Below are 25,855 nucleotides of genomic sequence, written 5' to 3'. Positions count from 1 at the left end.
CCCCTGCGCGCTCCGGCGGGGCGGCAGCGGGCAAGCTCATCTTTCCGGCTATCCAATATCTGAACCGGAAAGGCATGTGAGCTTTATACTTGTCGGCTCATCGCGGACAAGACAGGAATTTTCGTGCACCGGCTGGAAGACTATTTCACGCAACTGCAATCGACCTTGCCGCCGGACGGCCCTGGCTTCAGCGCCGCCGTCCTGTGCGACGGCAAGCCCGTATTCGCGCTTCACCACGGCATGGCATCGCTCGAACTGAAGGTGCCCTTGTCGTCCGACTCGGCCTATTACCTCGCCTCGGAATCCAAGCAGTTCACCGCCGCCTGCGTGCTGTCGCTGGTGCGCGAGGGCGCCATCGGGCTCGATGACGATGTCTGCGCCCACCTGCCGGAGCTGGCGAATTTCGAACAGCCCTTCCCGCTGCGCAGCCTGCTCAATCACAGCAGCGGCATTCCCGACTATTTCCAGTTCATCGAATGCCAGTTGTCGCGCCACGAGGCCGACTACTTCGACAACCGGATGATCCTGGCGCTGATCAAGCGTCTCGACACCGTCGTCTTCCCCACGTCGACCGGCTACCGCTACAGCAACAGCAACTACATCCTGCTCGCTACCCTGGTGGAGCGCCTGAGCGGCATGCCGCTCGGCCGCTATGCGAGAGAGAAGCTGTTCGATCCGCTGGGCATGCGGCGCATCGCGTTCGACGAGGATCGCTTCAGCATCATCGAACACCGGGTCTTCAGCTATGAGGCCGATGCTGGACGTCCGTTCGGCTACAAGCAGCACCTGGGCAATGCCAATACCGTCGGCGACGGCGGTGTGTATGCCAGCGTCAATGAGTTGCTACGCTGGGAAAAGGAGTGGCACCGCCAGTGGGCCGATCCATCGAGCCTGCTGCATGCGATGCTGCAGCCATCGGCCTTGCTGGACGGTTCGGTGCCGGCTTACCGCTTCGGGCTGGAGGTGATCCAGCGCGCAGGCCATGACGTCGTGTTCCACAGCGGCGGCCTGTGGGGCTTCGACACGCTGATCCTCAGGATTCCAGCCCGCGGCATGTCGGTCATCCAGCTGGCCAATTGCGAGGCGGCGCAGTCAGATATCGAGAAGATCGTGGCCGCCGCGCTCGATTGAGAGCGGATCGGAAAAGCGCCTATCTGGCCTGCTCGAACAACAGCGGCACCTTACCGGCGGCTGCGAGCCGCTCCATATAGGCGCGCACGGCCGGCGGGAACTGCAGCCCATCGACGATGCTCAGCGAACGCAGGATCGGCCACAGCTTGACGTCGCTGATGCCGACCGCGTCGCGCCCGGCCAGCAGCGGCGCGAGCGCCTCGAGTTTCGTGTTCATCTTGCCGATGTAGCGCGCGCTGTCGGCGCGCAGCGCATCCAGGTCGCCAAAGGCGCGTTCCTCGCGCTGGCGATAGGCTTCGCGCGCGGACGGCGTGGCCAGCTCGGCGAAATCGCCTTCGGTAAAGCGTGGGATGAACAGCTTGAGGGCCAGCGGCCACGCGGCATCGCCCCAGGCATCCAGGGCCGCCTCGGGCGGTCCGTCGAACATGGGCGTGCCCAGCGTGTCGACATAGCGCACGATGTCGAGGCTCTCGCCCATATGGCTGCCGTCGGGCTTTTCCAGGATCGGCACGGCCTTCTTGCCGACCAGGCGCGTGGGCGTGGCGGCATCGTCTTCCATGAGAACGACGGTCTCGAAGGCCAGGTCTTTCAGGCCCAGGGCCAGCCGCGCGCGGCTGCAGAAAGGGCAATGCTCGTAGATATAGAGTTTCAAGATTTCTCCATGGACGAGGCGAAGGCGCGCCTCGCCAGCCTGTCTCACTCAGTGCGCCTCTTCCCAGTTCTTCCCCACGCCGGTCTCGGCCACCAACGGCACCTTCAGCTCGGCCACGCCCGCCATCAGCTCCGGCAGCTTGACCCGCACCAGTTCCAGCTCGCCTTCCGGCACTTCGAGCACCAGTTCGTCGTGCACCTGCATGATCATGCGGGTGCCCAGCTTCTCGCTCTCGATCCAGCCCTGCACCGCGATCATCGCCAGCTTGATCAGGTCGGCCGCCGTGCCCTGCATCGGCGCATTGATTGCCGCGCGTTCGGCGCCGGCGCGGCGCGGGCCGTTCGGCGAATTGATCTCGGGCAGCCAGAGGCGGCGACCGAATACGGTTTCGACGTAGCCGCGCGCCTTCGCTTCCAGGCGCGTGTTGTCCATATACTGCTTCACGCCCGAGAAGCGCGCGAAATAACGCTCGATGTAGTTGGCAGCCGCGGCGCGTTCGATGCCCAGGTTGGCGGCCAGGCCGAAGGCGCTCATGCCGTAGATCAGGCCGAAGTTGATCACCTTGGCGTAGCGGCGCTGCTCGCTTTGCACGTCGGCCGGGTTGACGCCGAAGATTTCGGCGGCGGTGGCGCGGTGGATGTCCTCGCCGTCGGCGAAAGCCTTGAGCATCGCGGCGTCGCCCGAGATGTGCGCCATGATGCGCAACTCGATCTGCGAATAGTCGGCCGAGACGATCACGTGGCCAGGTGCCGCGACGAAGGCTTCGCGGATGCGGCGACCTTCGGCGTTACGCACCGGGATGTTCTGCAGGTTCGGCTCGTTCGACGACAGGCGGCCGGTAATCGCCACCGCTTGCGCATAATTGGTATGAACCCTTCCGGTATTCGGGTTGACCATCTTCGGCAGCTTGTCGGTATAGGTCGACTTCAGCTTCGACATGCCGCGGTGCTCGAGCAGGATCTTCGGCAGCGGATAATCCTCGGCCAGCTTCTGCAGCACTTCTTCGTCGGTCGACGGCGCGCCGGTGGCGGTCTTCTTGATCACCGGCAGGCCAAGCTTGCCGAAGAAGATCTCGCCGATCTGTTTCGGCGAACCCAGGTTGAACGGACCGCCCGCCGCCTCGTAGGCCTGCTGCTCCAGCTCCATCATGCGTTTGCCCAGTTCGCCCGATTGCACGTCGAGCAGCGCGCTGTCGATCAGCACGCCGTTGCGCTCGATCTTGTGCAGCACTTCCATGGTCGGCATTTCGATCTCGCGGTAGATATACGCAAGACCCTTGTCCTTCTCGACTTCCGGCAGCATGCTCTGGTGCAGGCGCAGGGTGATGTCCGAATCCTCGCCGGCATACTCGGTGGCGCGCCCCAGTTCGACCTGGTCGAAGCAGATCTGCTTGGCGCCCTTGCCGCACACGTCCACGTAGGGAATCGTGGTGTAGCCGAGGTGGCGCATCGCCATCGTGTCCATATCGTGCGGCTTGTGCGACTCGAACACATACGATTGCAGCAGCGTGTCGTGCACGATGCCTTTCAAGGTTACGCCATGGTTGGCGAAGATGTGCATATCGTACTTGAGGTTCTGGCCCACCTTCGGCTTGGCCGGGTTCTCCAGCCAGCCGCGCATCTTTTCCAGCACGTGCTCGCGCGACAGCTGGTCCGGCGCGCCGGCGTAGCGGTGCGCCACCGGGATGTAGGCGCCCTTGCCCACTTCGACCGACAGCGAAATGCCGACCATTTCGGCCGTCATCGGGTCGAGCGAGGTGGTTTCGGTGTCCACCGAGGTCAGTTCGGCCGCCTCGGCCAGCGCCAGCCATTTGTCCAGTTGCTCGTCGGTGAGGATGGTTTCGTACTCGCCTTTGATGACCGGCATGCCGGCATAGCTCGCCGCGCCTTCCGGCGAATTGAGGGCGCCGCCGCCCGGCGCAGTGCCAGCGGCCGGCCGCACGCTGCCATCCGCTGCCTTGGCGCCGCCCAGGTCACGCAGCATGGTCTTGAAGCCGTAGCGCGCGAAGAAATCGCGCAGCGCTTCGGCGTCTTCCGGACGGCCCACCAGCGTTTCCTCGAACGAGATCACGTGCTTGACCAGGTCGCAGTCGGTCTTGACGGTGATCAGCTCACGGCCTTTCGGCAGCCACTCCAGGGCCGCCTGCAGATTGGCGCCGACGGCGCCTTTGACACTGGCCGCGTTCTCGATCACGCCATCCAGCGAACCGTGCAGGGTCAGCCATTTGACGGCCGTCTTGGGGCCGCACTTGGCCACGCCCGGCACATTGTCGACGGTGTCGCCCACCAGGGTCAGGTAGTCGATGATGCGGTTCGGCGGCACGCCGAACTTGGCCAGCACGCCGGCTTCGTCCATGCGCTCGTTGGTCATGGTATTGATCAGCATGACCTTGTCGTTGACCAGCTGGGCCAGGTCCTTGTCGCCGGTCGAGACCACGGTCTTCATGCCGCGCGCCGTCGCCTGCACCGCCAGGGTGCCGATCACGTCATCCGCTTCGACGCCGTCGACCATCAGGATCGGCCAGCCCATGTAACGCACCACTTCGTGGATCGGTTCGATCTGCTTGCCCAGGTCTTCCGGCATCGAGGCGCGCGTCGCCTTGTATTCGGGATACAGGTCGTCGCGGAAGGTCTTGCCCTTGGCGTCGAATACGCAGGCGATATAGGCCGCCGGGAAGTCGGCGCGCAGGCGGCGCAGCATATTGACCATGCCGTGCATGGCGCCGGTCGGGAAGCCGTCCGGGCTGCGCAGGTCGGGCAGCGCGTGGTAGGCGCGATAAAGATAACTGGAACCGTCAACGAGCAGCAGGGTATTGTCCATAAGGGGGAGGCATTCAGGATTTCGGCAGGCGGCGCCATCCGTGGCGCCAGGGTAAGCGCCATTATCGCAGAATCCGTATCGGCAGCCGCGCCTGAGCTTCAAGACACTTGCCCCTATGAAAACATAAGGTTTTGGCACACTTTTCACAGGGAAGTGACGCTGTTTGCTACAATGGACTAAACGACATTAGGTGACCATCATGCTGCGCTCGACACCCCGCTACGCCCTCCTGACGCTTTGTCTGCTCGCCGGCTCGGCCGCGGCCCAGCAGTCGGCGTTGCCTCCGACGCAATCGACGCCGACCCCGCCGCAGAACCAGCAGCGCCCCAGCGATGCGCCGCCCCAGCTCGAACGCATCGAGCCGGGCAGCGACACGCCGGCGACCACGATTCCGCCGCGCGAGCGCACCAAGATCACCGAGCGCCGCAGCAATGACGGCACGGTCACCCAGGTCGAGGTAGAAAGCGGCCCGAGCCGCTACACCATGAAACCCAACGTTGCACCAGGTAACGCCCAACCCGGCGATGCCACTGCCAACAACATCCGTGCCCCACAATGGACGGTGATGGAATTCGACTTTGGCAATCCCAAGAAGCAGGACACAGCCGATCAGCCGGTTGCGCCGGCCCCTGCGCGTCCGGGCGTGCCCGCCCGCGCCGACGTGCCGCCGCCGCCCGCGCTGGAGCCGACCACCAAACAATGATCCCACCAGCCGCGGCGCTTGTGTCGCGGCGGCGGGCTCTCACCTATTCTTTTGTTAGCACATGGCAGTATTTACCGCGGTCTCGCTGGATGACCTTCACCAGTGGATCAAGCAGTACCCGCTCGGCCAGGCCGTCGGGCTCGAAGGCATTTCCTCCGGCATCGATAACAGCAATTTTTTCTTGAATACAGCGCATGGCCCGCAGTCCGGCCAGTATGTGCTGACGATCTTCGAGAACCTGCGCTTCGACCAGCTCCCCTTCTACGTCAAGCTGATGGCCCACCTGGCCGAACGCGGCATTCCGGTGCCGGCGCCGGTGCCGAACACGGACGGCGAACTGGTGGTCGCGCTGCACGGCAAGCCGGCGATCATCGTCAGCCGCCTGCAAGGCAGCTCCCAGCTCGACCCGCAGCCGGTGCACTGCGCCGAAGTGGGCCGCATGCTGGCGCGCATGCACCTGGCGGCCCAGGATTTCGCCCTGCATCAGCCCAATCTGCGTGGCCTGGACTGGTGGGTGGAAACCGCGCCGGCCGTCCTGCCCTTCCTCAGTGAAGCGGAAGCCGCGCTGCTGCGCAGCGAAGTGGCCTACCAGAGTGAATTCGCCGCCGGCGCCACCTATGCCGGCCTGGCGCGCGGCCCCGTGCACGCCGACCTGTTCCGCAACAACGTGATGTTCGAGGGCGAGCGCCTGAGCGGCTGCTTCGACTTTTATTTCGCCGGCGTCGACACCTGGCTGTACGACGTCGCCGTGACCGTCAACGACTGGTGCGTCGACCTGGCCACCGGCGTTCTTGACGCGGCCCGGGTGCGCGCCTTGCTGGACGCTTACCATGAGGTGCGGCCATTTACCGACGACGAACGCGCCGCGTGGCAGCCGATGCTGCGCGCCGGCGCGCTTCGCTTCTGGCTGTCGCGCCTGTATGATCTGCATCTTCCCCGTGCGGCCGAGCTGTTGACGCCGCACGATCCGACCCATTTCGAACGCATCCTGCGCGAGCGCATCGCTCGCCCGGCGCCGAATTTGCCCTAAATGAACAATTTGCCTGCTATCACCGGCTGGATCTGGCTCAAACGCGGCGCCAGCCTGTTCCGTCAACAACCCGCGGCCCTCACCACGCTGCTGTTCGCCAACATCCTGATCAGCATCCTGATCAGCGCCGTGCCGCTGCTGGGGCCGATGGTGGCGGTGGTGCTGATCCCCTCGTTCTCGATGGCCTTCATGATGGGTTGCTCGCTGATCGAAAGCGGCCAGCGCGTCTCGCCCGCGGTGCTGCTGACGGGATTCCGCAAGCCGGTGTTCCGCCAATTGTGCAAGGTCGGTGTGGTCTACCTGGGCGTGTCGCTGGTGCTGGCGCTGATCACCCGTTTCGCCGTCGATGCGACGTTCTGGGAGCAGGTCCGGGCCCAGGGCACGACCGGCACCCCGGCCGTGCTGGCAGGATCGGACGTGCTGGCGATGTTCCTGATCTTCGCGGTCGACGTCGCGGCACTGATCTCGCTGTGCTTCGCCGCCCCGCTCACCTACTGGCAAAAGATGCCGCCGTTCAAGGCCGTGTTCTACAGCTTCTTTGCCGTGAAACGCAGCGCCGGCGTGTTCCTGGTGCTGCTGGCGGCCTGGTTCGCGATCTTCTTTGCGGTGTGCATGGTGATCGCCATGCTGCTGGGCGGGAACAATCTCGCGCGGGTGGTGATCATGTGGGTGATCTTCCTGTTCATCCTGCTGCTGCAGTGCGCGATGTATGCGGGGTATCGGGAGATTTTCGGCAAGCCGGAAGCGACGTCGGCTGACAAGGTCAGCCTCGAGAAGTGACTTGAAGGTGGGACACCTCTAACGCCACAATTCGTGCTGTAATAAGTACGTCGTCCCCGCCTTCGCGCTACGCTGAGCCTACATCTTTAACATATATTTGGCGTATGCTGAATCATTGAAGTGTGGACTCAGCGGAGGTCGCCATGACTTCTCTCGAACTGCTCAGAGATGAGCATTGCATTGGCGAATTTGGGGACGAACGTCTCTGCAGAACTGGAATACTTCTCCATAGTCGAATATCAGAACGGGGCACGGTCTGCTTACGCCGTTTAAGCGATGATCGTGCGACCCAAAGGCGTTTTCATCGTCTATTGGAGCATCCGAACGTGACGCCGCAAGAGATTATTCGTCACGGCACTGAGCGTACGGCACAAGTCGTAGCGGGCCGTCATGTGCTGGCAATTCAAGACACCAGCGAGCTCGACTACACCCCTCACGCCCGACGCACTAGCGGGCTGGGCGGTATCAGCAGCAACAAGGGATGTGGATTGTTCATTCATCCGGTGTTGGTAATCGATGCCGAAAGTCACGCTTGCCTGGGCCTTGCTCATCAAGCCGCCTGGGTCCGGGAAGTGACGACGGAGCGACCACGGGAGCGCAGGCCCATCGAAGAAAAAGAGTCGATGCGCTGGATCGACGGAGCGAAGGCTGCCGAAAAGCGTTTGTACCGAGCCGCTTCGGTGACAGTAGTTGCAGATCGCGAGAGCGACATCTACGAGGAGTGGGATCGCATCCCAAACAAACGCACCCACCTCATTACGCGAGCGCGTCACGATCGTGAACTCGAAGGGGGAGGCACGTTATTCGGCTGGTTGGCTGCGCAGCCAGCAGCAGCCTGCATGAAGTTGGAAGTACCAGTTCGGAGCGCAGGCAAAGCATATCGAAGCACCGACGGCGCTCGTAGCGGCGCGCGATCTGCTCACTGCGCCCACATGGACGTCCGGTATGGAACGGTAAGTATCCGGCGTCCCAAAGGCTGCAAGGCCAAGCAGCCGAACATCGTTTTATCCGTCGTGGAGTTAAGTGAATCGCCGGACACCGTACTGCCTGGAGAGGCAGCGGTCCACTGGGTGCTGCTGACGACTCACGACGTGGAGATGACCGAGCAAGCGCTCCAGATCGTAGAGTGGTATCAGCAACGCTGGAACATAGAACAACTATTCCGTATCCTCAAGCGCCAAGGACTCGATATCGAATCGAGCCAGATCGAGCAAGCAGACGAGCTCTTGAAACTGGCAGCTATCGCCACATTGGTATCAGCAAAAACGCTGCAACTGGTGAACGCGCGCGACGGCAACACGAGTCAATCTGCAAGCGACGCCTTCGACGAAGACGAGATTACAGTCCTAGGGAAATTGCAAGGAAAGCTCGAAGGGCGGACTGAAAGACTGAAGAATCCTTACGTTGCCCGCAGCTTGGCTTGGGCAACGTGGATCATTGCCCGTCTCGGAGGTTGGACGGGCTACGCGAGAGAGGCCAGGGCAGGCCCCATCACGATGCGGCACGGACTCGAACGCTTCGGCAGCATGATGCAAGGCTGGAAGCTTGCACAGATGTGGGCTTAGCCTAGCGCCTTCGCGGGGACGACGTTTTTGGGCTAGCGGTGGAGCTTGCAGCGGCGGCCTGCGTACATTACAAAACGACAGACGTAAAAAAACCGGCCCGCAGGCCGGTTCTTCTTACCGAAGTAAAGAATTACTTGGTGGTAGCAGCAGCGTCAGCAGCTTTCTCAGCCGAACCTTGAGCAGCAGCAGCTGCGTCGGTTGCGGTGTTGGCAGCAGCAGCAGCGTCAGCGGCAGCAGCGTCAGCAGCAGCTGGTGCGGTTGCGTCAGCAGCTGGGGTAGCGGTTGCGTCAACTGGTGCGACAGCAGCTGGGGTTTCGGTAGCAGCTGGTGCGACTGGAGCTTCTTCTTTCTTAGCGCAAGCAGCCAGGGTAACAGCGAACAGGGAGGCGATCAGCAGGGTTTTTTTCATGATTTTTCCTTAGTATTTACAAGAGTCGAACACTTGTTGCGATTAATAATTACCGGTAATTATTTCTCGGTGGAATTCTCGTGCTTTTACAAATAGCGTTAACGCCATAGACGCAACGGAACCTTCCTGATTGATATTATAGACAATTTTACAGTTTCGCAATAGCGAACACATGCCGCAACGAAAGAAATTTGCGTATGAATAAGCTTCATATTGTTACAAGATGCAACGTGGCTAAGAAACACGGCGATATGTAACTATCTGGCGTTTTTAACGCAACTATTGCGATTGCTCATAAGCCTGTTGCGGACATTTGCAATGCAAGATGTGACTCTTGCCAGATCGCTTCGAAGCGGTGCCGCGAAAGCTCGCAGGCGGCAGGATCGTCGAAAGCCGCCTCGCCACGCAGATGGTCGCTATGAAAGCGGCGCACGATGTGCCGGTCGTCGCCGATACAGAAGGAATCGGTGAGCTGGCGCAGGCTGCGCGGAGTCTGCCGGCACTCGCACAGATGGCCATAGTCGCGCAGCAGGCGCAAGAAGCGCGGATAGTGGCGCTCGATGTGGGAAGGACCGTGCAGTGCCAGGCGCAGCCGGCCGCCGCGGGCAAGAAAGCTCCGCAGCGCGGTGTCGGCCCTGGTACTGCCGAGTGGAAAGACCGAGAAGTCGGGATCGAAGACGGCCAGGGTGGCCTGTGACGCTTCGATGCAGGCGAGAAACTGCGCCTCGCAGTCGAGGCGGGTGTCGAAGGCAATCGTGCGTGGTTCGCTCATCGACACCTCGTCCATCAGCCCAGCTCGACCCAGCCGTCCTGGTACCAGGTGTACAGGGCTTCGAGCACGTCGTCGGTGGCCTTGTCCAGCACGGCGCCAGCGATGCGGCGCTCGTTGGCCAGCACGTCCAGCACCGCCTTGTCGGCGCGGCCGACGGCGAACGATTCGCCGTTGATGAAGACGTGCTTGCCGCGGTACAGCATCAGGGTCTTGCTGGACAGCTTGATGCCGCGCTTGGCGGCGGTTTCCATGAAGCGGCCCACGGTCAGCGGTTTCGCCGGGCCGGTGAAGAACACATTGTGCTTGGGTTCGGACATGTGCTCGCCCAGGAACACGGTCACGTCTTCCTCATCCCAGCGCACCTTGTTCAATTCTTCGGTGACCGTGTCCAGCATATCGCGTGGAATCTCGGCCGGGTTCTTGGCCGGCTTTAATTCTGGATCGCCATAACGGCCAGGCAAATCGATGGAGTCGGCCATGAATTGCAGGAAGGCTTCGCCCAATTCCTGGAACGAAGGGGAGCGGAAGCCGATCGAATAGGTCATGCATTCGCCTTCGGCAATGCCGTCGTGGGCATAATGCGGCGGCAGGTACAGCATATCGCCCGGTTCGAGCACGAATTCTTCTTCGGGCTTGAAATTGGCCAGGATCTTGAGCGGCAAGCCTTCGACCAGGGTCAGGTCTTGCTGCGAACCGATCTTCCAGCGGCGCTTGCCGTGGGCCTGCAGCAGGAATACATCGTAAGAATCATAGTGGGGGCCGACGCCGGCGCCATCGGTGGCGAAACTGATCATCAGGTCGTCCAGGCGCGCATCGGGCACGAAGCGGAACTGGCGCAGCAGGTCGTCGGCGCCTTCGTCGTACAGGTTCACGCCCTGGACCAGCATCGTCCAGTTGGGTTCGGTGCGGGCCGGGAGTTCGGCCAGGGGGCCGTGCTGCATGTCCCAGTTGCCGTCGCGCTGGGTGACCAGGCGCGATTCGACGTGATTCTGGCGCGCCATCTCGGCCAGTTTCTCGAACTTGAGCAGGGGCTTGAAGCCGGGGATGGCGCCACGGATCAGGAGTGGTTTCTTGTGCCAATAATCGCGCAGAAACTCGGCGGGAGTGATATTCCCGAGAAGCGGTAATTTTTTCATGCGTCATTATAACCAGCCGGGCAAGTCGTAGAACCCATCGGGGGTATAATCCGAGCCTTACAATGAAAGGATGTGCGATGAAGATTGCCAAAGACACGGTCGTGACGGTTAACTACAAGTTGTCGGATGCCCAGAACAACCTGATCGAAGAAGGCGCGCAGCCGATGGTTTACCTGCACGGCGGCTACGAGAATACCCTGCCGAAGATCGAAGAAGAACTCGATGGCAAGGAAGTCGGCTATTCGTCGACCATCCAGGTAGAACCGGACGACGCGTTTGGCGATTACGAGCCAGAGCTGGTCAAGGTCGAAGAGCGCGCCCGCCTGCCGGAGCCGATCGAAGTCGGCATGCAGTTCGAAGGCATGGCTGAAGGCGGCGACGACGAGCCGGTGATCTTCACCGTGACCGAAATCGCCGAAGACAAGGTGGTCCTGGACGGCAACCACCCACTGGCCGGCATGGCCCTGCGCTTCGATCTGTCGGTGATCGACGTGCGCGCAGCCACCGCCGAAGAAATCCAGCACGGCCACGTGCATGGCGCGGGCGGTCATCATCATGAGATGGACGATAGCGACGAGGGTGACCACTTCCGTAGTCAGCCGCTGCAGTAATGCTTTGGTGGTGGGAGGAGTGACTTGGGTTCCCGCCAAGGCGCCCGGCGAGGGCGGGAACGACGGTTTTACGTGTGGTGGTTGCTAGCAACACCATTGGCCCGCAACCTTCGTACGTCGTTCCCGCGAAGGCGGGAACCTAAGCCCTCGTGCATACCCAAGTCCTCACGCCCACCCCAAATCCTCACGCCCACCACCACCGCGAAACAATCACTGCTTCGCATCCTCCACCCCAAACTCCGCTTCCTTCCCCACCTTCACATTCACCTCGACCGCCTTCGTCCCCACCGACAGCTGTCCCAGGTTGCCGTTCCACTCGATCTCCGGCTTCTTCCCATGCGGCTTGCCGCCGTCGACCAACAAGACCTTGCCATCGAATTTGACCGCCTGGCCCTGGATCTGGCGTCGCACCTCCTCGAACCCGTCCTTCTCCACCGGATCGCGCCGCAGCAGGCCGCGCAGCCCCGCCGGCTGGTCCAGGTAGAACGGTCGCACCGCGCCTTCCGAAAACAGCACCAGCGCCTCTGCCTTGTCGCTGCGCGCGATCGCGAACAGGCGGTTCAGCCAGAAGCGGTTGGCGACCGTCCGGTCTTCGTACTCGCTATTGCGGCCGGCCGCCGGCAGGAAGTGGTTGTTGCCGGCCGGGAGATTGATGGTGGCATACAGCACCTTGCCCACCTTCCAGTGCGCATTCTCGGCGTAGCTGCGAAAACGCGGGCTGGCCGACAGTTGGGTCAGGTGGATTTTCTCGCGGCCCAGCGACTCGGGCTCGCCATGGAATAGTTCGCGCAGGCGGTTCAGGCGCTCGATCGCATTGGTGCGGTTGGCCGAGTTGCGGCAGGCGGTCCAGTCGCTGCCGGCCAGCGACACGACGGTCGGCCGTCGGGCGCGCTCGATGATGTCGCGCCGCTCCTGGTACAGCCGGTCGCCGCAGCTTTCCTTCTCGCCTTTGATGCCGTTGATGACGACGAAGGCCAGCGATTTTTCGGACGAATCGGCCAGCGCCGCTTTCAGGCGCGCCTCGCCGTCCTCGCCCGAGTCGTTGCCGATCACCGCGAACCGGTGAGCGTTGCTGTCCGCCTTGTCCTTCGCGCCGGCAAGCGACGCGACGGACAGCAGGGCGGCCAGCAGGAGTGATCGGCGCCGTGCTTGCATCAGGCGGCGAGGCGCTTGAGCTCGTAGAGACGTTCGAGCGCTTCGCGTGGCGTGAGCGCGTCCGGGTCGATCGCATCGAGCGCGTCGCGCAGGCCGTCGTCCTGCGGTTCGGCTTGTGCAAATGCCGGCGCTGGGGCCTCGCCGATTTCTTCCTCGGCGAGCGGCGCCGCGAACAGGTCGCGCTGCGGCGTCGCATCCAGCGCCTGCGCTTCCAGGCGCGCCAGGTGCTTGCGCGCGGCCTTGATCACCGGTTGCGGCACGCCCGCCAGCTGCGCCACCTGCAGGCCGTAGCTCTGCGAGGCGGGGCCAATCTGCACGGCGTGCAGGAACACGATGCTGTCCTTGTGCTCGACCGCCGACAGGTGCACGTTGGAGGCGCTCGGATAGGTCTCGGGCAGTTGGGTCAGCTCGAAGTAGTGCGTTGCGAACAGCGTGAAGCTGCGGCTGGTGTCGATCAGGTGGCGCGCGATCGCCCAGGCCAGCGCCAGGCCGTCGAAGGTCGAGGTGCCGCGGCCGACTTCGTCCATCAGCACCAGCGAGTGCTCGGTGGCGCCGTTCAGGATCGCAGCCGATTCGGTCATCTCGACCATGAAGGTCGAACGGCCGTTGGCCAGGTCGTCGCTGGCGCCGATGCGGGTGAAGATGCGGTCGATCGGGCCGAGCGTCGCGCTGGTGGCCGGCACGTAGCTGCCGACATAGGCCAGCAGCGTGATCAGGGCCACCTGGCGCATGAAGGTCGATTTACCGCCCATGTTCGGGCCGGTGATCAACAGCAGGCGCCGGTCGTTGGACAGCTTGCAGTCGTTGGCGATGAAACGCTCGATCTGGTTTTCCACCACCGGATGGCGGCCTTCGACGATGGTCAGGCATGGCGCATCGGAGAGGACCGGCGCGCACCAGTTGTGGCGCAGCGCGTGGCTCGACAGCGCCACCAGCACGTCGACCTGGGCCAGCGCGCGCGCGATGGTCTGCAGGCAGCCGATGTGCGGGGCGAGGTCGGCCAGCAACTGGTCGTACAGGATTTTTTCGCGCGCCAGCGCACGGTCTTGCGCCGACAGGGCCTTGTCTTCGAAGGCCTTCAGTTCGGGCGTGATGTAGCGTTCGCAGTTCTTGAGGGTCTGGCGGCGGCGGTAGTCGTCCGGCACCTTGTCGGTCTGGCCGTTGGTGACTTCGATGTAGAAGCCGTGCACCTTGTTGTACTCGACCCGCAGGTTGGCGATGCCGGTGCGGGCGCGCTCGCGCGTCTCGAGGTCGACCAGGAACTGGCCGGCGTTCTCGGACAGCGCGCGCAGCTCATCGAGCTCGGCGTCGAAGCCGCGCGCGAACACGCCGCCATCGCGCACCATCGCCGCCGGCTCTTCCATCACGGCGCGCGTCAGCAGGTCGACGCACGCGCCCGGCGTGGCGAGATCGTCGTGGATCTCGCGCAGCAGGCAGGTGTCGCCCGGGATGAAGCAGCGCGCCAACTGTTCGCGCACCACCGGCAAAGCTTTGAGTCCATCCCGCAGGGCGGCCAGGTCGCGTGGCCGCGCGGTGAGCAGGGCGATGCGCGTGGTGATGCGTTCGATGTCCGGCACCTGGGCCAGGGTCGACGACAGCGCGTCGTTGGCATCGGCCTGGATCAGCGCTTCGATCGACTGGTGGCGGCTGCGCGCGACGCTCTGGTCGCGGCGCGCATGGTGCAGCCAGTGACGCAGCAGGCGCGAGCCCATCGCGGTGCGGCAGCCGTCGAGCAGCGAGAACAGGGTAGGCGACTCCTGGCCGCGGATGGTTTCGGTCAGTTCCAGGTTGCGGCGCGTGGCGGCGTCCAGGCCGATGTATTCGTTCTCGGTTTCGCAGGCGAGACCACGCACGTGCTGCAGGCCGCGGCCTTGGGTCGATTGCGCATAGCGCAGCAGCGCGCCGGCCGCACCGAATGCGGCGCCCAGGCCGTCGGCGCCGAAGCCGGTGAGGGTGGTCACGCCCAGCTGCTCGAGCAGGGCGCCGTGGCCCTTGACGACGTCGAAATGCCATTCGGGCACACGTTGGGTGTGCGCGTGGACGCCGTCGCTCTCGAACATGTCGGCGCAATCGGCGCGCAGGATCTCGGCCGGCGCGATGCGTTCGAGTTCGTGCGCCAGGCGCTGTTCGACGCCGCGGGCATCGCCCGAGAATTCCATCAGGCGCAGGTTGCCGCTGGCGAGCGACAGCCAGGCAAGGCCGGCGGTGACGGTCTTGCGTTGATTGATCAGGCACAGCGCCAGCAGCGGGCGTTCGGCCTTTTCGGGCAGCAGGTCGGAATCGGTGAGGGTGCCAGGCGTGACCACGCGCACCACCTTGCGTTCGACCGGACCCTTCGACAGGGCCGGGTCGCCGATCTGCTCGCAGATGGCGCAGGATTCGCCCAGCTTGACCAGCTTGGCCAGGTAGCCGTCCAGCGAGTGGAAGGGCACGCCGGCCATCTTGATCGGCTGGTCGCCCGACTTGCCGCGCGCGGTGAGCGTGATGCCGAGCACGCGCGAGGCTTTCTCCGCGTCGTCGAAGAACAGCTCGTAGAAGTCGCCCATGCGGTAGAACACCAGCATGGTGGGGTAGTCGGCCTTGATGCCTAAATATTGCTGCATCATCGGAGTGAGCTTTTCCGTCGCGCTGTTCTTGATGGCGGCGGCGTTGATTTCTTTGGGGGCGGTGGTCATGTCGTCTGAATCGGTACGGCTTGGCGCGTGAAAGGCCAGGACTTGACATTTTAACCCGATCGACCCGGCAGTCCGCTGCAAAGATCGTCGTTGCTCAAGAGTTTTTGGTCTAGAACGACAATGGCCGGCATAAGCCGGCCATCTTTTCAACGATTACTGTTTCGCCGCAGCCTCCGCCTGCGTGATCCAGCTATCGAACAGTTCCTGGTGGAACTTGATCCACCCCGCCGTATGGCGCGCGATCTCGGCCTGCGAATTCTGCCCTTCACGCACACGATCGTTCTGTGCATTGATATCGGCAATCGGCAAGCGCATGACCTCGAACAGCTTCACCGCCGCCGGATTCTTCTCGGCCCAGGCGCGATTCACGACGAAGCGCGTGGTGTTGACGGCAAACCCGTAATCGCTGCCATCGGCCAGGCGGGTATTGGCGTTTTGCGGGTTCGACGAGTGCGGCACCTGCAGCCACACGACATCCTTGCCCGGCACCAGCACGCTGCTCACCCAGTAAGGCGTCCATGTGTAATACAGGATCGATTCACCGCGCTTGTAGCGGCCAATCGTATCGGCGATCAGCGCCGAATAGCTGCCCTGCACGTGCGTTACCGTCGGACGCAGTTTGTAGCCGTCCATATGATGCTCGATCATGGCCTCGCAGCCCCAGCCCGGATCGCAACCGGTCAGGTCTGCCTTGCCGTCGCCGTCATGGTCGAACAGCTTGGCGATGGCCGGGTCGCGCAACTGGTCGATATTGGTGATGTTGTGCTTCTGGGCCGTGGCCTTGTCGATCAGGTAGCCCTGGGCGGCAGGACCGGCGTAGCTGCCGGTGCGCAGCAGCTTGGCGTCACCGCCTGCGTTGTCGTAATAATCCTGGTGCAAAGGGTCCCAATGCACTGCGAGGAAGGTCGCGTCGCCGTTGCCGACGGCGATGTGCGCGGTCGGATAGGCGACTTCCTTGATCGACTGCGTTTCGTAGCCCAGCTGTTCCAGGGCGCGATTGGCCAGCATGGTCTGGAAGGTTTCCTCGGCCAGCGAGCTTTGCAGGGCTTGCACCTTGATGCCCTTGCCGGGCAGGTCGGCGCCTGGTGTTTGCGCCGTCGCGATGCCGGTGGAGAGGGCGAGTCCGGCGAGCACGAGGGCCGAGATCCAGCGAAACGCGCGCTGCGTTTTATAGGTGGCGTTGAAGTGTTCGGTTTGACGCATCGGTATCCTTTCTAGTCTTATTGTGCGGTGGCAGGCTTGGTGGACGGGGCCGCGTCGGAGCCGGCGGAATCGCCGACCCGGCGCAGGACGAAGCCGACCGGACCGGTCTGGTACCAGTGGCGCACGCCGCGGCGCGGTTGCCCCATGGCCTGGGTCAGGCGGTCCAGCATGATGGCCAGCAGGACGATGCCGAGACCGCCCACGGTGGCCAGGCCCATGTCCAGGCGGCCAATACCGCGCAACACCATCTGGCCGAGGCCGCCGACCGCGATCATCGAGGCGATCACCACCATCGACAGCGACAGCATCAGCGATTGGTTGATGCCGGCCATGATCGACGGCATTGCCAGCGGCAGCTGCACGCGGCTCAAGAGCTGCCACGGCGAGGCGCCATAGGCGCGCGCCGCCTCGATCAGGTCGGGACGCACCTGGCGAATGCCGAGGTTGGTCAGGCGCACCAGCGGCGGCAGGGCGAAGATGATGGTGACGATCACGCCCGGCGCATTGCCGATGCCGAACAGCATGACCACCGGCACCAGGTAGACGAAGGCGGGCGTCGTCTGCATCGCGTCAAGCACGGGGCGCAGGATGTTTTGCGCACGGTCACTGCTGGCCAGGAAGATCCCCAGCGGTAGACCGATCACCAGGCAGAACACCAGCGAGGTGAGCACCAGCGACAGGGTGACCATCGCTTCCGGCCACACGCCCAGCATGGCGACCGCCACCAGCGCCAGCACGGTGCCGACGGCCAGCGCACGGCTGGTGAACTGCCATGCCAGCAGGCCGATGATGGCGATCAGCACCAGGGATGGCACGGCCAGCAGCAACTGGCTGGAGCCGGTCAGTGTCGCGTCGATTGGCGCGCGCACGGCCTGGAAGAAGGGGCGGAAATTCTCCACAACCCAGCCCAGCCCGTCGTTGATCCAGGATTGCAGCGGCAGCGCGCCATCGAGGAGGTGCGCCAGGTCGAAACTGCTGGCGTGCTCGGGCGTGACGCCCGGCGCTGCCGCGTCGAGCCAGGAGGTGTCGCTCGGCGGCGTCGGCAGCCAGGGATTGATCTGGGCGGCCGCTTCCGCAGCCTGTCCTGCAGCCGGCTGTACCGCGGCCGGTTGTACTGCTGTGATGTTCTCGGTCATGCTCATGCTTGTCCTTTCTGATGCTGTGCCTCGGGAATGGCAGGCGTGTCGGGGTCGAGGAATTTCAGCAAGGTGGTCTTGCTGATCGCGCCGCACAGGCGTCCGTCATCGCCCACCACCGGTACGGCATACGGCAGTTGCGCCACCTGGCCGAACAGTCCGGCGACAGGCTCGTCCGCCTTGATGGTCTGTACGTCTGCCAGGAAGGCATGCGCCAGGCCCAGCGGGCCGGTATGGCCGTCGAGGGCGTCGCGCAGGGAGTCCACCGACACCAGGCCGAGGAATTCGCGCTGCGGATTGACGACGTAGGCGTAGGTCCGGTCCTGCTCCTCCAGCATGGAGAGAGCCGCGCGCGAACCGCGGGTCGGCGATTCCGACACCACGATCTGGCTCTTGCGGGCGATGTCGCTGGCCTTGAAGACCGCCGCCGCATCGACGCCGCGCACGAAATTGCGCACGTAGTCGTTGGCGGGCTTGCGCAGGATTTCCTCGGGCGTGCCGACCTGCACCACGTGGCCATCCTTCATGATGGCGATCCGGTCGCCGATGCGCATCGCTTCGTCGAGGTCGTGCGAAATGAAGACGATGGTGCGGCGCTTGATCTGCTGCAGGCGCAGCAGCTCGGATTGCATCTCGGTGCGCATGATCGGGTCGAGCGCCGAAAACGCCTCGTCCATCAGCAGGATCGATGGATCGCTGGCCAGTGCTCTGGCTAGGCCCACGCGCTGCTGCATGCCGCCGGACAGTTCGTCGGGATAGCTGGCGGCATAGCCCGCGAGCCCAACCTGGGCCAAAGCTTGCCGGGCCTGCTCATGGCGCTCGGCCCTGGGAATGCCGGCCAGCTCCATGCCGAAGGCGGTGTTGTCGAGCACGGTGATATGCGGCAGCAGGGCGAACGACTGGAACACCATGCTGATGTCCTTGCGGCGCAAGGCGCGCAACTCGGCGTCCGGCAGCGTGTTGATGTCGTTGCCGTCGACCAGGATGCGACCGTCGGTCGGCTCGATCAGGCGGTTGAGCATGCGCACCAGGGTCGACTTGCCCGAGCCGGACAAGCCCATGATGACGAAGATCTCGCCCGCTTCGATGGTGAAGGTGGCGTCGAACACGCCGATCGTGCAGCCGGTCTTGGCCAGGATGTCTTGCTTGTTGGCGCCCTGGCGAACCAGCGCCAGCGCGTCGTCGGACTGGTCGCCGTACACCTTGAAGACATGGTCGATGATGATTTGTTTTGCCACGTTGTTGTTCTCCTTCGATTTGGCGAATGGAATGAAACCCTGCAGCCAATGGCGTTCATGGGAATCGATGGACCCGAGCCGTCGGCAGTGCAATTGGCGCGCAAGCGTGCAGGCGGCCGAAAGGGCAGGCACGTTTGGCCGGCGGGGCGGGTGCTGACGCGGATTGCGTCAAACGTTTACGGGATGCTGGCGCTAGGCCTAAGAGCTATTTCCCACCCAACGGATGGCAAATAAGGTGCAGCAGGGGTGTTGCTAAAAATAACTATTGTCTAGTGGGCATGAATTATAAAGCAAGCCCAATGATAAGTCAATCTGATTTATTTATTCGACGCGCGCGGTGCCGGGCAGCTATCGTTTGTGCTGGGTCCGCCATGCGCCTGGCGCCAGGCCCATCATTTTTCGGAACGTCCGGCCAAAATGAACCGGATCCGCAAAGCCAGTGGCGTGCGCCACCTCGCCCAGGCTCGCATCGGAAGCGGACAGCAACTGCTGCGCGCGCCGGATACGGGCGGCGAGCTGCCACTGGTAGGGCGCCAGCCCGGTCGAGATCTTGAACGCGCGGCTGAAATGTGCTTGCGACAGGTTGACCAGCAATGCCAGGGTTTCCAGCTCGACACGGTGCGGGAGATTCGCTTCCATGTAATCGATCACCCGTCGCAACTGCCACGGAGCAAGTCCGCCGGTCTTGAATTCCGTGATGCGCGGCGCTGCGAACAGCTGCGACGACACAGCGGTAATAATGCCGTCGCCATACAGGTGCATGGACGGGTCGGGGTTATGGACTGCCTCGGAAAGCAGCTTGACCAGGTTCCAGATCCGGTCATTGGCGAAGCGCAGCCTCGGGACGCTGGTCCGGCCCGCGTCCAATGTCGTTGCAAGGCGTTCGCTCAAGACGTCGAGGTCGAACACGAGCACGGCGTCGACGACGCGTCGCGCGTTTTTTGAGTGACCCCATATTTCCATGCCGGCCGGCGCGAAATACATATGTCGCGGCACATGCTCGACGGGGCATGGACGATCTGGATGAAAGCGCGGCTCGCATGCGCCCCCGTGCTCTTCCAGCACCACGCTCAGGCGCGCGTGGTCGCGATGTGGCAGGACGCTCGTGCCTTCGCCGTCACAGTCGTAGCCGGTGACAACCAGCTGGACGCCGCTCCACGCGCGGCCTGCCTGCGAGAGGCCGATGATGTTGTGGGGGAGCGGCGGGGGCGTGACCATTGGGGCGCTAATAATGTTCTCCTAACACTGACTTCGTCGATCCGGCGCAGCAGGAATGAACCAACGATAGCAGGATTGAACATTGTCGCGCCTATATCGGATTGGTATCGTTCTATCTCCAACGCATGGGCGTCAGGACGATTTTGCTGGCCGCGCGTGGTGCGCGCTAGTGCCGTTCCCGGATGTGCTGTGTTGCGCATCCGGGAACGCCTGCGCCTGCCGTTGCGCCTGGCGCAGTGTCATATGAATGCATCAAATGAGTGAGACAAGCGAGGAGAGTTGATGGCTGGAGCAAGCCTGGGGCAGACGATCGGCCCGGTGGTCGTCCTGATGGGGGCGGCCGTGATCGCCGTGCCGTTGTTCCGGCGGCTGGGCCTTGGCGCGGTCCTCGGCTATTTTGGCGCGGGCATCCTGGTGGGGCCGTCGGTGCTGGCCCTGGTCACCGATGCGCGCTCGATCCTGCACTTCTCCGAGCTGGGCGTGGTGATGTTCCTGTTCGTGATCGGGCTGGAACTGCGGCCGCACAAGCTGTGGGCGATGCGCGGCCAGATCTTCGGCCTGGGCCTGGCCCAGGTGTCCGCCGCGACCGCCGCGCTGGCGCTGACCGGCTATGCGATGTTCGGCCTGTCCGGGCCGGCCGCCTTCGTCGCCGGCGCGGGCTTCGTCCTGTCCTCGACCGCCGTCATCATGACGGCGCTGCAGGACCGGGGCGAGATCGCCAGCGAGCAGGGGCAGAAGTCGGTCGCCATCCTGTTGTTCGAGGACTTGATGATCGTGCCGCTGCTGGCGGTGGTCGCCTTCCTGGCGCCGCCGCTGCAAGGACAGCATGGGCAGGGATGGTCCGACCTGCTGCTGGCCATCGGCGCGCTGGCGGTGCTGCTGGGCGTGGCGCGCTGGGGACTTGACCCGTTCTTCGCCTTGCTGGCCAGGTCGCGCACGCGCGAAGTCCTGACCGCGGGCGCCCTGCTGGTGGTCCTGTGCGCGGCGCTGCTGATGGAATTGGCCGGCCTGTCGATGGCGATGGGCGCCTTCCTGGCCGGCGTGATGCTGTCCAGTTCAAGCTACCGGCACCAGATCGAAAGCGATATCGAGCCGTTCCGCGGCCTGCTCATGGGGCTGTTCTTCCTGGCGGTGGGCATGTCGCTCGACCTGGCCATCGTCGCGGCCGAATGGCGGCTGCTGCTGGCCATGCTGTTCTGCTTCATGGTCGCGAAGGGCATCGTCGTTCACGTGGTCGCGCGCCTGTTCGGCGCCAGTAACCACCAGGCCCTGCACCGCACCTCGATGTTCCTGCAGGGTGGAGAATTCGCCTTCGTGCTGTATGCCGCAGCCCTCTCGGCGGGCGTGCTCGACGAGCGCGAAAATGCCTTGTTCGCCACCGTCGTGATCCTCTCGATGGCGCTCTCGCCCCTGCTGACGCTCGTGACCGACCGCCTCTTGCGGCATGAGAAATCGATGGACGGCGTCGAGCATGCGCGCGACCTGAAGGGGCGGGTGCTCGTCATCGGCTTCGGCCGTTTCGGCCAGATCGCTTCCCAAGTGCTGCTGTCCAGCGGCGTCAAGCTGGCGGTGATCGACAAGGATCCCGACCGCATCCGCGATGCGCAGCGCTTCGGCTTCAAGGTGTTCTTCGGCGAAGGCACCAGGATGGACACCCTGCGCCATTCCGGCGCCGGGCAAGCCGACGCGATCATGGTGTGCGTCGACGAGCCCAAGGCCGCGAACGACATCGTGGCCTTGGCCAGGCGCGAATTTCCGCAGGCCCGGCTGCTGGTGCGCAGCTACGATCGCGGCCACGCCATCACCCTGATCCGCGCCGGCGTGGATTATCAGGTGCGCGAGACCGTCGAATCGGCCTACCTGATGGGCGCCGAAGGCCTGCGCGCGCTGGGCGTGGCCGAGGCCGACGTCCAGGAAGCCGCGGCCGACATCCGCCGGCGCGATGCCGAGCGGCTGGCCGAACAAATCCATGGCGACGAGCTGTCGGGCCGCGATCACCTGCACCTGCCCGTCATGCCGCAGCCGCTGGGCAAGCCGGCCACCTAGCCGCTGACGGCAGTATCATGCAGCGACGCCGTGTGGCACAACCGGGAGCATCGTAGTGGATATCGAAGAGTTGCAGACATTCGTGGAAGTCGCCGATGCCGGCGGCATTTCGGCGGCCGCGCTCCGGCTTGGGGTGTCCAAGTCGATCGTCAGCCGGCGCCTGGCCCGGCTCGAGGAGGAGCTGGGCATCCAGCTGCTGTCGCGCACCACCCGCGGCGCGGCGCTCACCGAAGCCGGCACCACCTTTCGCGACTATGCGGCCAGGGTCTGCGCCGAGATCGCCCTGGCGCGCGAGACGATCCTGCCCGCCGGCGAACTGCGCGGCCGCCTGCGCATCGCCGCGCCGCTGTCGTTCGGACCGACCCACTTCGCGCCGGTGCTGGCGGAAATGGCGCGGCTTCACCCGCGGCTGCAGATCCACACCTGCTACAGCGACCACAATGTGGACCTCATCGCGGACGGTTACGACTGCGCGATACGGCTCGGCTACCTGCAGGATTCCAACCTGGTGGCGCGGCGGATCGGGCCGATCTATGGGGTCACCGTTGCGAGTCCCGCCTACATCGCAGCCCACGGAGCGCCCGAGACCCCGGACCAGCTGTTGTCGCACCAGGCCCTGATGCAGGGCACCGAGGCCTGGCAGTTCCTGGATGGCGAAAAGATCGTGTCGGTGCGGCCCCAGGGACGCTTCAAGGCCGACAACGGCACCGCGCTGGTCGCGGCCGCGCTGGCGGGGGTGGGCGTCGCCTATTTGCCCTATGGCCTGATGCATGAGTACCTGGATGCCGGCGCGCTCGTTCCGGTCATGACGCGCTATCCGCCACCGCCGGCCGGCGCCTACGTCGTGCGCCCGCCGGGCCAGCATCCGGCGCGCAAGATCCGCATCCTGACCGATCTGCTGGTGGCGTATTTCGACACCAAGCCGCCGATCGCCAGCGCCTGGCCCCGCGCCTAGGCCTTTCCCTCAATTTCACTAATGGAGTAACGAGAACCATGATTGACATGATCATCGAGCAGCGCCGCCGCAGCCTGGGCGGCAGTTTCGAAGTCGGCCGCGTGCTGCCGTTCGCCAAGCAGCGCATGGTCGGACCGTTCATCTTCTTCGACCATATCGGGCCGCTCGACCTGGCGCCGGGCCTCGACCGCAGCGCCGACGTGCGCGCGCATCCCCATATCGGCCTGTCGACGGTGACCTATCTGTTCTCAGGCCGCATCATGCACCGCGACAGCGTGGGCGTCGAACAGGAGATCCATCCGCACGAAGTCAACTGGATGACCGCGGGCAGCGGCATCACGCACAGCGAGCGCTTCGAGCACGCGCGGGCGCACGGCGACCACCTGCACGGCATCCAGGCCTGGGTTGCGCTGCCGAACGGGATGGAAGAAATCGCGCCGTCGTTCTCGCACCATTCCGGCGCCGACCTGCCGCAGTGGAAGGATGGCGGCGTCACCGGCCAGCTCATCGCCGGCAGCGCCTATGGCCTCTCCGCCGCCGCGAAAACCTGTTCGCCGCTGTTCTACGCCCATCTCGATATGCAGCCGGGATCGACCGCCGAGATCCCCGGCGGCTACAAGGAGCGCGCCCTGTACATCGCCACCGGCGCGGTGGAAATGGACGGCATGCGCCACGAGAGCGGCCGCATGCTGGTGCTGGGGGCTGCCGCATCGCGCGTCAAGGCGCTGGAGCACGCGACCGTGATGGTGCTGGGCGGGGAGCCGGTCGGCGAGCGCCACCTGTACTGGAACTTCGTCTCGTCTTCCAGGGATCGCCTGGCGCAGGCGGCGGCCGACTGGCAGGCGGGCAGGATGAAGCTGCCGGATGCGGACGACAAGGAGTTCACTCCGCTGCCGGATGCACCGCCGCCGCCGGTGGCGGCCAATGGCGCCGCCGTCGATCGTGCACCGCCTTTATGAAAGGTGCCGCTGTGTCGATCGACCACTTCCCCATTGGCCTCGAGATGGATGTCGCCTATCCCGAATTCCAGGTCAGGCTGACGCTGCTGTCGTCGACACAGCTGAAGTTCGAGATCAAGGACGGGCCGTTTGCCCGATCCGAGATCGTCGCCATCCAGGTCGCCCCGCTGGGCAACGGCATGTTTGCAGTGAGCTGGCAAGAAAGTGACGGCGCCAGCGTCGTCAATGTCCAGGACTACGACTGTGGCGTGATCCACTCGTACGCGACGCTTCCCGGCGGCAGATTCCTGCGCATGGAAGGCGCCATCACCGTCACGCGGCCTGCGCTACAGGCATCGGACGAGCGGCCGCGGCGCAACAAGGCGCTGGTGCTCGAGGCGATGACCTCGCTGTTCCAGGCGCACGACGCATCGGCGGTCAACCGCCTCTATTCCGCGGACTACATCCAGCACAATCCCGACATCCCGCAAGGGCGTGACGCCCTGCGGGCGCTGGTGGCCGGCATGTCGAAAGACGTTCACTACGAGCCGGGCATGATGGTCGCCGAGGGCGACCTGGTTGCCATTCACGGACGCATCCGGGGCTGGGCCGAGGCGCCACAAGTGGTGGTCGACCTGTTCCGTATCGAGGATGGCAGGCTGGCCGAACACTGGGACGTGTTGCAGGATGAGGTGCCGGTCACGACGGCTGGAGGCGTGGCGATGTTCGACCATCGGGAAGGACAACGCAGCGTCCCTCGATGACGATGCGGTCGCCGCATACGGCCGCGAACCCGCCTTCGGTATCGCTCTGGAACAGCGCAACGCTCGCACCCAGGGGGACCGGCTGGCGGAAGCGGCACCAGACCGATGTGATCTCCCGGCCGGATGCCGTTTGCAGCAGCGAACAGGCTTTCGCCAGCGTATGCGCCCCGTGGATGATCGGTGCGCGCATGCCCATCAGGCGCGCCGACCATGGCCATAGGTGGATCGGATTCCAGTCGCCCGACAAGGCCGCATAGCGCCGCCCGGCGTCATGCGCGACCGTCCACCCTCCAAGTGCGTTGCCATGCGGCGCCGCAGGCGGCGGCGCATCGCGGCCCGAGCGGCTGCCGCGCCTGATCAGATAAGTGCTGTCGCAGGAAAATGCCAGCCGTTCGCCGTCGAAGGCGCGCGTCTCCAGCACGGCGTGCAAGGCGCCGTTCGGGGCCGGGGGCGGCAGTTGCAAGGCGGTCGTCACAGCCAATGGCGCGTCAGGCACGACCGGGCCGTGCATCGCCAGCCGGTTCTCGACATGGATCAGGCCTGGAATGCGAAACGGGATCGGGCAGGCCAGCATGGTCGCCAGCTGCGCGCGCTGCGCCAGCAGGTACAGGAAGGTGAGCGGAACGGCATCGCCCTTGAACCCAAACGCGGCGTTATAGCGGCGCAGGTGACCGGAGTCGATCCGGTCGAGGCGCCAGGTGGCGCCGGCCTGGCCGGTCGACGGGCGCGCCGGACGCTTGAGCAGCGCCCGCAGCAGCATGGCTCCGCCAAAAGGAGGAAGCGGAGATAGGGAAGACAGGGGCGCAGTGCTCATCGGCGCAGGATAACATTCCCACCTCGGATCCTGACGCAGCAAGATCCGTCAACTAACCGCAGGAACCGTCATTGCCGCTAGATCGTCGCATTGCTACCTTATTG

The 25,855-nt window shown here is 64.2% G+C and carries 22 protein-coding genes; 10 read left to right on the top strand and 12 right to left on the bottom strand.

Features of this window, described 5'->3' with window-relative positions; all coding sequences use genetic code 11:
* Window positions 1–123: 123 nt before the first annotated feature.
* A complete protein-coding gene (locus SOM61_RS03195) occupies window positions 124–1,131 on the top strand; it encodes a serine hydrolase domain-containing protein (RefSeq protein ID WP_320472751.1) in 1,008 nt (335 codons plus the stop codon).
* A 19-nt stretch (window positions 1,132–1,150) separates the two neighbouring features.
* Here the strand turns inward: SOM61_RS03195 and grxB are convergent, their stop codons facing one another.
* Window positions 1,151–1,783 (bottom strand): glutaredoxin 2, encoded by a 633-nt coding sequence (grxB, locus tag SOM61_RS03190; RefSeq protein WP_320472750.1) that lies wholly within the window; start codon window positions 1,781–1,783, stop codon window positions 1,151–1,153.
* Between the two features lie 48 nt (window positions 1,784–1,831).
* Entirely contained in the window at window positions 1,832–4,603 is a 2,772-nt protein-coding gene (gene polA, locus SOM61_RS03185; RefSeq protein WP_320472749.1) for a DNA polymerase I, read from the bottom strand.
* A 199-nt stretch (window positions 4,604–4,802) separates the two neighbouring features.
* Between polA and SOM61_RS03180 the strand changes: the two genes are divergently transcribed.
* The 4 genes from SOM61_RS03180 to SOM61_RS03165 all read left to right on the top strand — a co-directional run bounded on the left by SOM61_RS03180 (window position 4,803) and on the right by SOM61_RS03165 (window position 8,681).
* Window positions 4,803–5,306, top strand: a complete 504-nt coding sequence (locus SOM61_RS03180; RefSeq protein ID WP_320473064.1) for a dihydrolipoyllysine-residue succinyltransferase component of 2-oxoglutarate dehydrogenase complex — start codon at window positions 4,803–4,805, stop codon at window positions 5,304–5,306.
* A gap of 61 nt (window positions 5,307–5,367) precedes the next feature.
* Window positions 5,368–6,336 carry a homoserine kinase gene (locus SOM61_RS03175; protein WP_320472748.1) on the top strand — a complete coding sequence of 323 codons (969 nt, stop codon included), beginning with the start codon at window positions 5,368–5,370 and terminating at the stop codon, window positions 6,334–6,336.
* The gene (locus SOM61_RS03170) at window positions 6,337–7,116 is read left to right on the top strand and encodes a BPSS1780 family membrane protein (protein WP_320472747.1); all 780 of its coding nucleotides are present in this window, start codon (window positions 6,337–6,339) and stop codon (window positions 7,114–7,116) included.
* 143 nt (window positions 7,117–7,259) lie between these two features.
* A complete protein-coding gene (locus SOM61_RS03165; protein ID WP_320472746.1) occupies window positions 7,260–8,681 on the top strand; it encodes an IS4 family transposase in 1,422 nt (473 codons plus the stop codon).
* Window positions 8,682–8,811: 130 nt separating this feature from the next.
* Here the strand turns inward: SOM61_RS03165 and SOM61_RS03160 are convergent, their stop codons facing one another.
* From SOM61_RS03160 to SOM61_RS03150, 3 genes are all read right to left on the bottom strand, one after another.
* Window positions 8,812–9,090, bottom strand: a complete 279-nt coding sequence (locus tag SOM61_RS03160; protein WP_320472745.1) for a hypothetical protein — start codon at window positions 9,088–9,090, stop codon at window positions 8,812–8,814.
* A 292-nt stretch (window positions 9,091–9,382) separates the two neighbouring features.
* The gene (locus tag SOM61_RS03155) at window positions 9,383–9,862 is read right to left on the bottom strand and encodes a DUF7931 domain-containing protein (protein WP_320472744.1); all 480 of its coding nucleotides are present in this window, start codon (window positions 9,860–9,862) and stop codon (window positions 9,383–9,385) included.
* A gap of 14 nt (window positions 9,863–9,876) precedes the next feature.
* The gene (locus SOM61_RS03150; protein ID WP_320472743.1) at window positions 9,877–10,998 is read right to left on the bottom strand and encodes a cupin domain-containing protein; all 1,122 of its coding nucleotides are present in this window, start codon (window positions 10,996–10,998) and stop codon (window positions 9,877–9,879) included.
* A 77-nt stretch (window positions 10,999–11,075) separates the two neighbouring features.
* On the opposite strand from SOM61_RS03150, the gene SOM61_RS03145 reads away from it, so the two are divergent.
* Entirely contained in the window at window positions 11,076–11,609 is a 534-nt protein-coding gene (locus SOM61_RS03145; protein ID WP_320472742.1) for an FKBP-type peptidyl-prolyl cis-trans isomerase, read from the top strand.
* Between the two features lie 210 nt (window positions 11,610–11,819).
* On the opposite strand, the gene SOM61_RS03140 is transcribed toward SOM61_RS03145, so the two are convergent.
* The 6 genes from SOM61_RS03140 to SOM61_RS03115 all read right to left on the bottom strand — a co-directional run bounded on the left by SOM61_RS03140 (window position 11,820) and on the right by SOM61_RS03115 (window position 20,234).
* Entirely contained in the window at window positions 11,820–12,764 is a 945-nt protein-coding gene (locus SOM61_RS03140; protein WP_320472741.1) for a hypothetical protein, read from the bottom strand.
* Window positions 12,764–15,439, bottom strand: coding sequence for a DNA mismatch repair protein MutS (mutS, locus tag SOM61_RS03135; RefSeq protein WP_320472740.1), 2,676 nt, complete (start codon window positions 15,437–15,439; stop codon window positions 12,764–12,766). The genes SOM61_RS03140 and mutS overlap by 1 nt, the downstream gene beginning before the upstream one ends.
* 153 nt (window positions 15,440–15,592) lie before the next feature.
* Window positions 15,593–16,642: a glycine betaine/L-proline ABC transporter substrate-binding protein ProX gene (gene proX, locus SOM61_RS03130; protein ID WP_320472739.1), complete on the bottom strand. Its 1,050-nt coding sequence runs from the start codon at window positions 16,640–16,642 to the stop codon at window positions 15,593–15,595.
* 17 nt (window positions 16,643–16,659) lie between these two features.
* Entirely contained in the window at window positions 16,660–17,784 is a 1,125-nt protein-coding gene (gene proW, locus SOM61_RS03125; protein WP_414674925.1) for a glycine betaine/L-proline ABC transporter permease ProW, read from the bottom strand.
* The gene (gene proV / locus SOM61_RS03120) at window positions 17,781–19,016 is read right to left on the bottom strand and encodes a glycine betaine/L-proline ABC transporter ATP-binding protein ProV (protein WP_320472738.1); all 1,236 of its coding nucleotides are present in this window, start codon (window positions 19,014–19,016) and stop codon (window positions 17,781–17,783) included. Before proV ends, proW begins: the two co-directional genes overlap by 4 nt.
* 348 nt (window positions 19,017–19,364) lie before the next feature.
* Window positions 19,365–20,234 carry an AraC family transcriptional regulator gene (locus SOM61_RS03115; RefSeq protein ID WP_320472737.1) on the bottom strand — a complete coding sequence of 290 codons (870 nt, stop codon included), beginning with the start codon at window positions 20,232–20,234 and terminating at the stop codon, window positions 19,365–19,367.
* A gap of 282 nt (window positions 20,235–20,516) precedes the next feature.
* Between SOM61_RS03115 and SOM61_RS03110 the strand changes: the two genes are divergently transcribed.
* From SOM61_RS03110 to SOM61_RS03095, 4 genes are read left to right on the top strand one after another with little or no spacing between them, the layout of a single operon-like run.
* Window positions 20,517–22,280, top strand: coding sequence for a monovalent cation:proton antiporter-2 (CPA2) family protein (locus tag SOM61_RS03110; RefSeq protein ID WP_320472736.1), 1,764 nt, complete (start codon window positions 20,517–20,519; stop codon window positions 22,278–22,280).
* Between the two features lie 55 nt (window positions 22,281–22,335).
* Entirely contained in the window at window positions 22,336–23,235 is a 900-nt protein-coding gene (locus SOM61_RS03105) for a LysR family transcriptional regulator (protein ID WP_320472735.1), read from the top strand.
* A gap of 38 nt (window positions 23,236–23,273) precedes the next feature.
* Window positions 23,274–24,194 carry a pirin family protein gene (locus SOM61_RS03100; RefSeq protein WP_320472734.1) on the top strand — a complete coding sequence of 307 codons (921 nt, stop codon included), beginning with the start codon at window positions 23,274–23,276 and terminating at the stop codon, window positions 24,192–24,194.
* Complete coding sequence (locus SOM61_RS03095) at window positions 24,191–24,937, top strand: nuclear transport factor 2 family protein (protein ID WP_320472733.1); 747 nt, start codon at window positions 24,191–24,193, stop codon at window positions 24,935–24,937. The genes SOM61_RS03100 and SOM61_RS03095 overlap by 4 nt, the downstream gene beginning before the upstream one ends.
* Here SOM61_RS03095 and SOM61_RS03090 read toward each other — a convergent pair.
* Window positions 24,873–25,697 carry a MaoC family dehydratase gene (locus SOM61_RS03090; RefSeq protein WP_320472732.1) on the bottom strand — a complete coding sequence of 275 codons (825 nt, stop codon included), beginning with the start codon at window positions 25,695–25,697 and terminating at the stop codon, window positions 24,873–24,875. The genes SOM61_RS03095 and SOM61_RS03090 overlap by 65 nt on opposite strands.
* Window positions 25,698–25,855 lie beyond the last annotated feature (158 nt).

The sequence above is a fragment of the Massilia sp. CFBP9012 genome (assembly GCF_034045115.1).
Lineage (GTDB): Bacteria > Pseudomonadota > Gammaproteobacteria > Burkholderiales > Burkholderiaceae_D > Telluria.
This window is presented reverse-complemented; position numbering and strand designations above follow the sequence as displayed.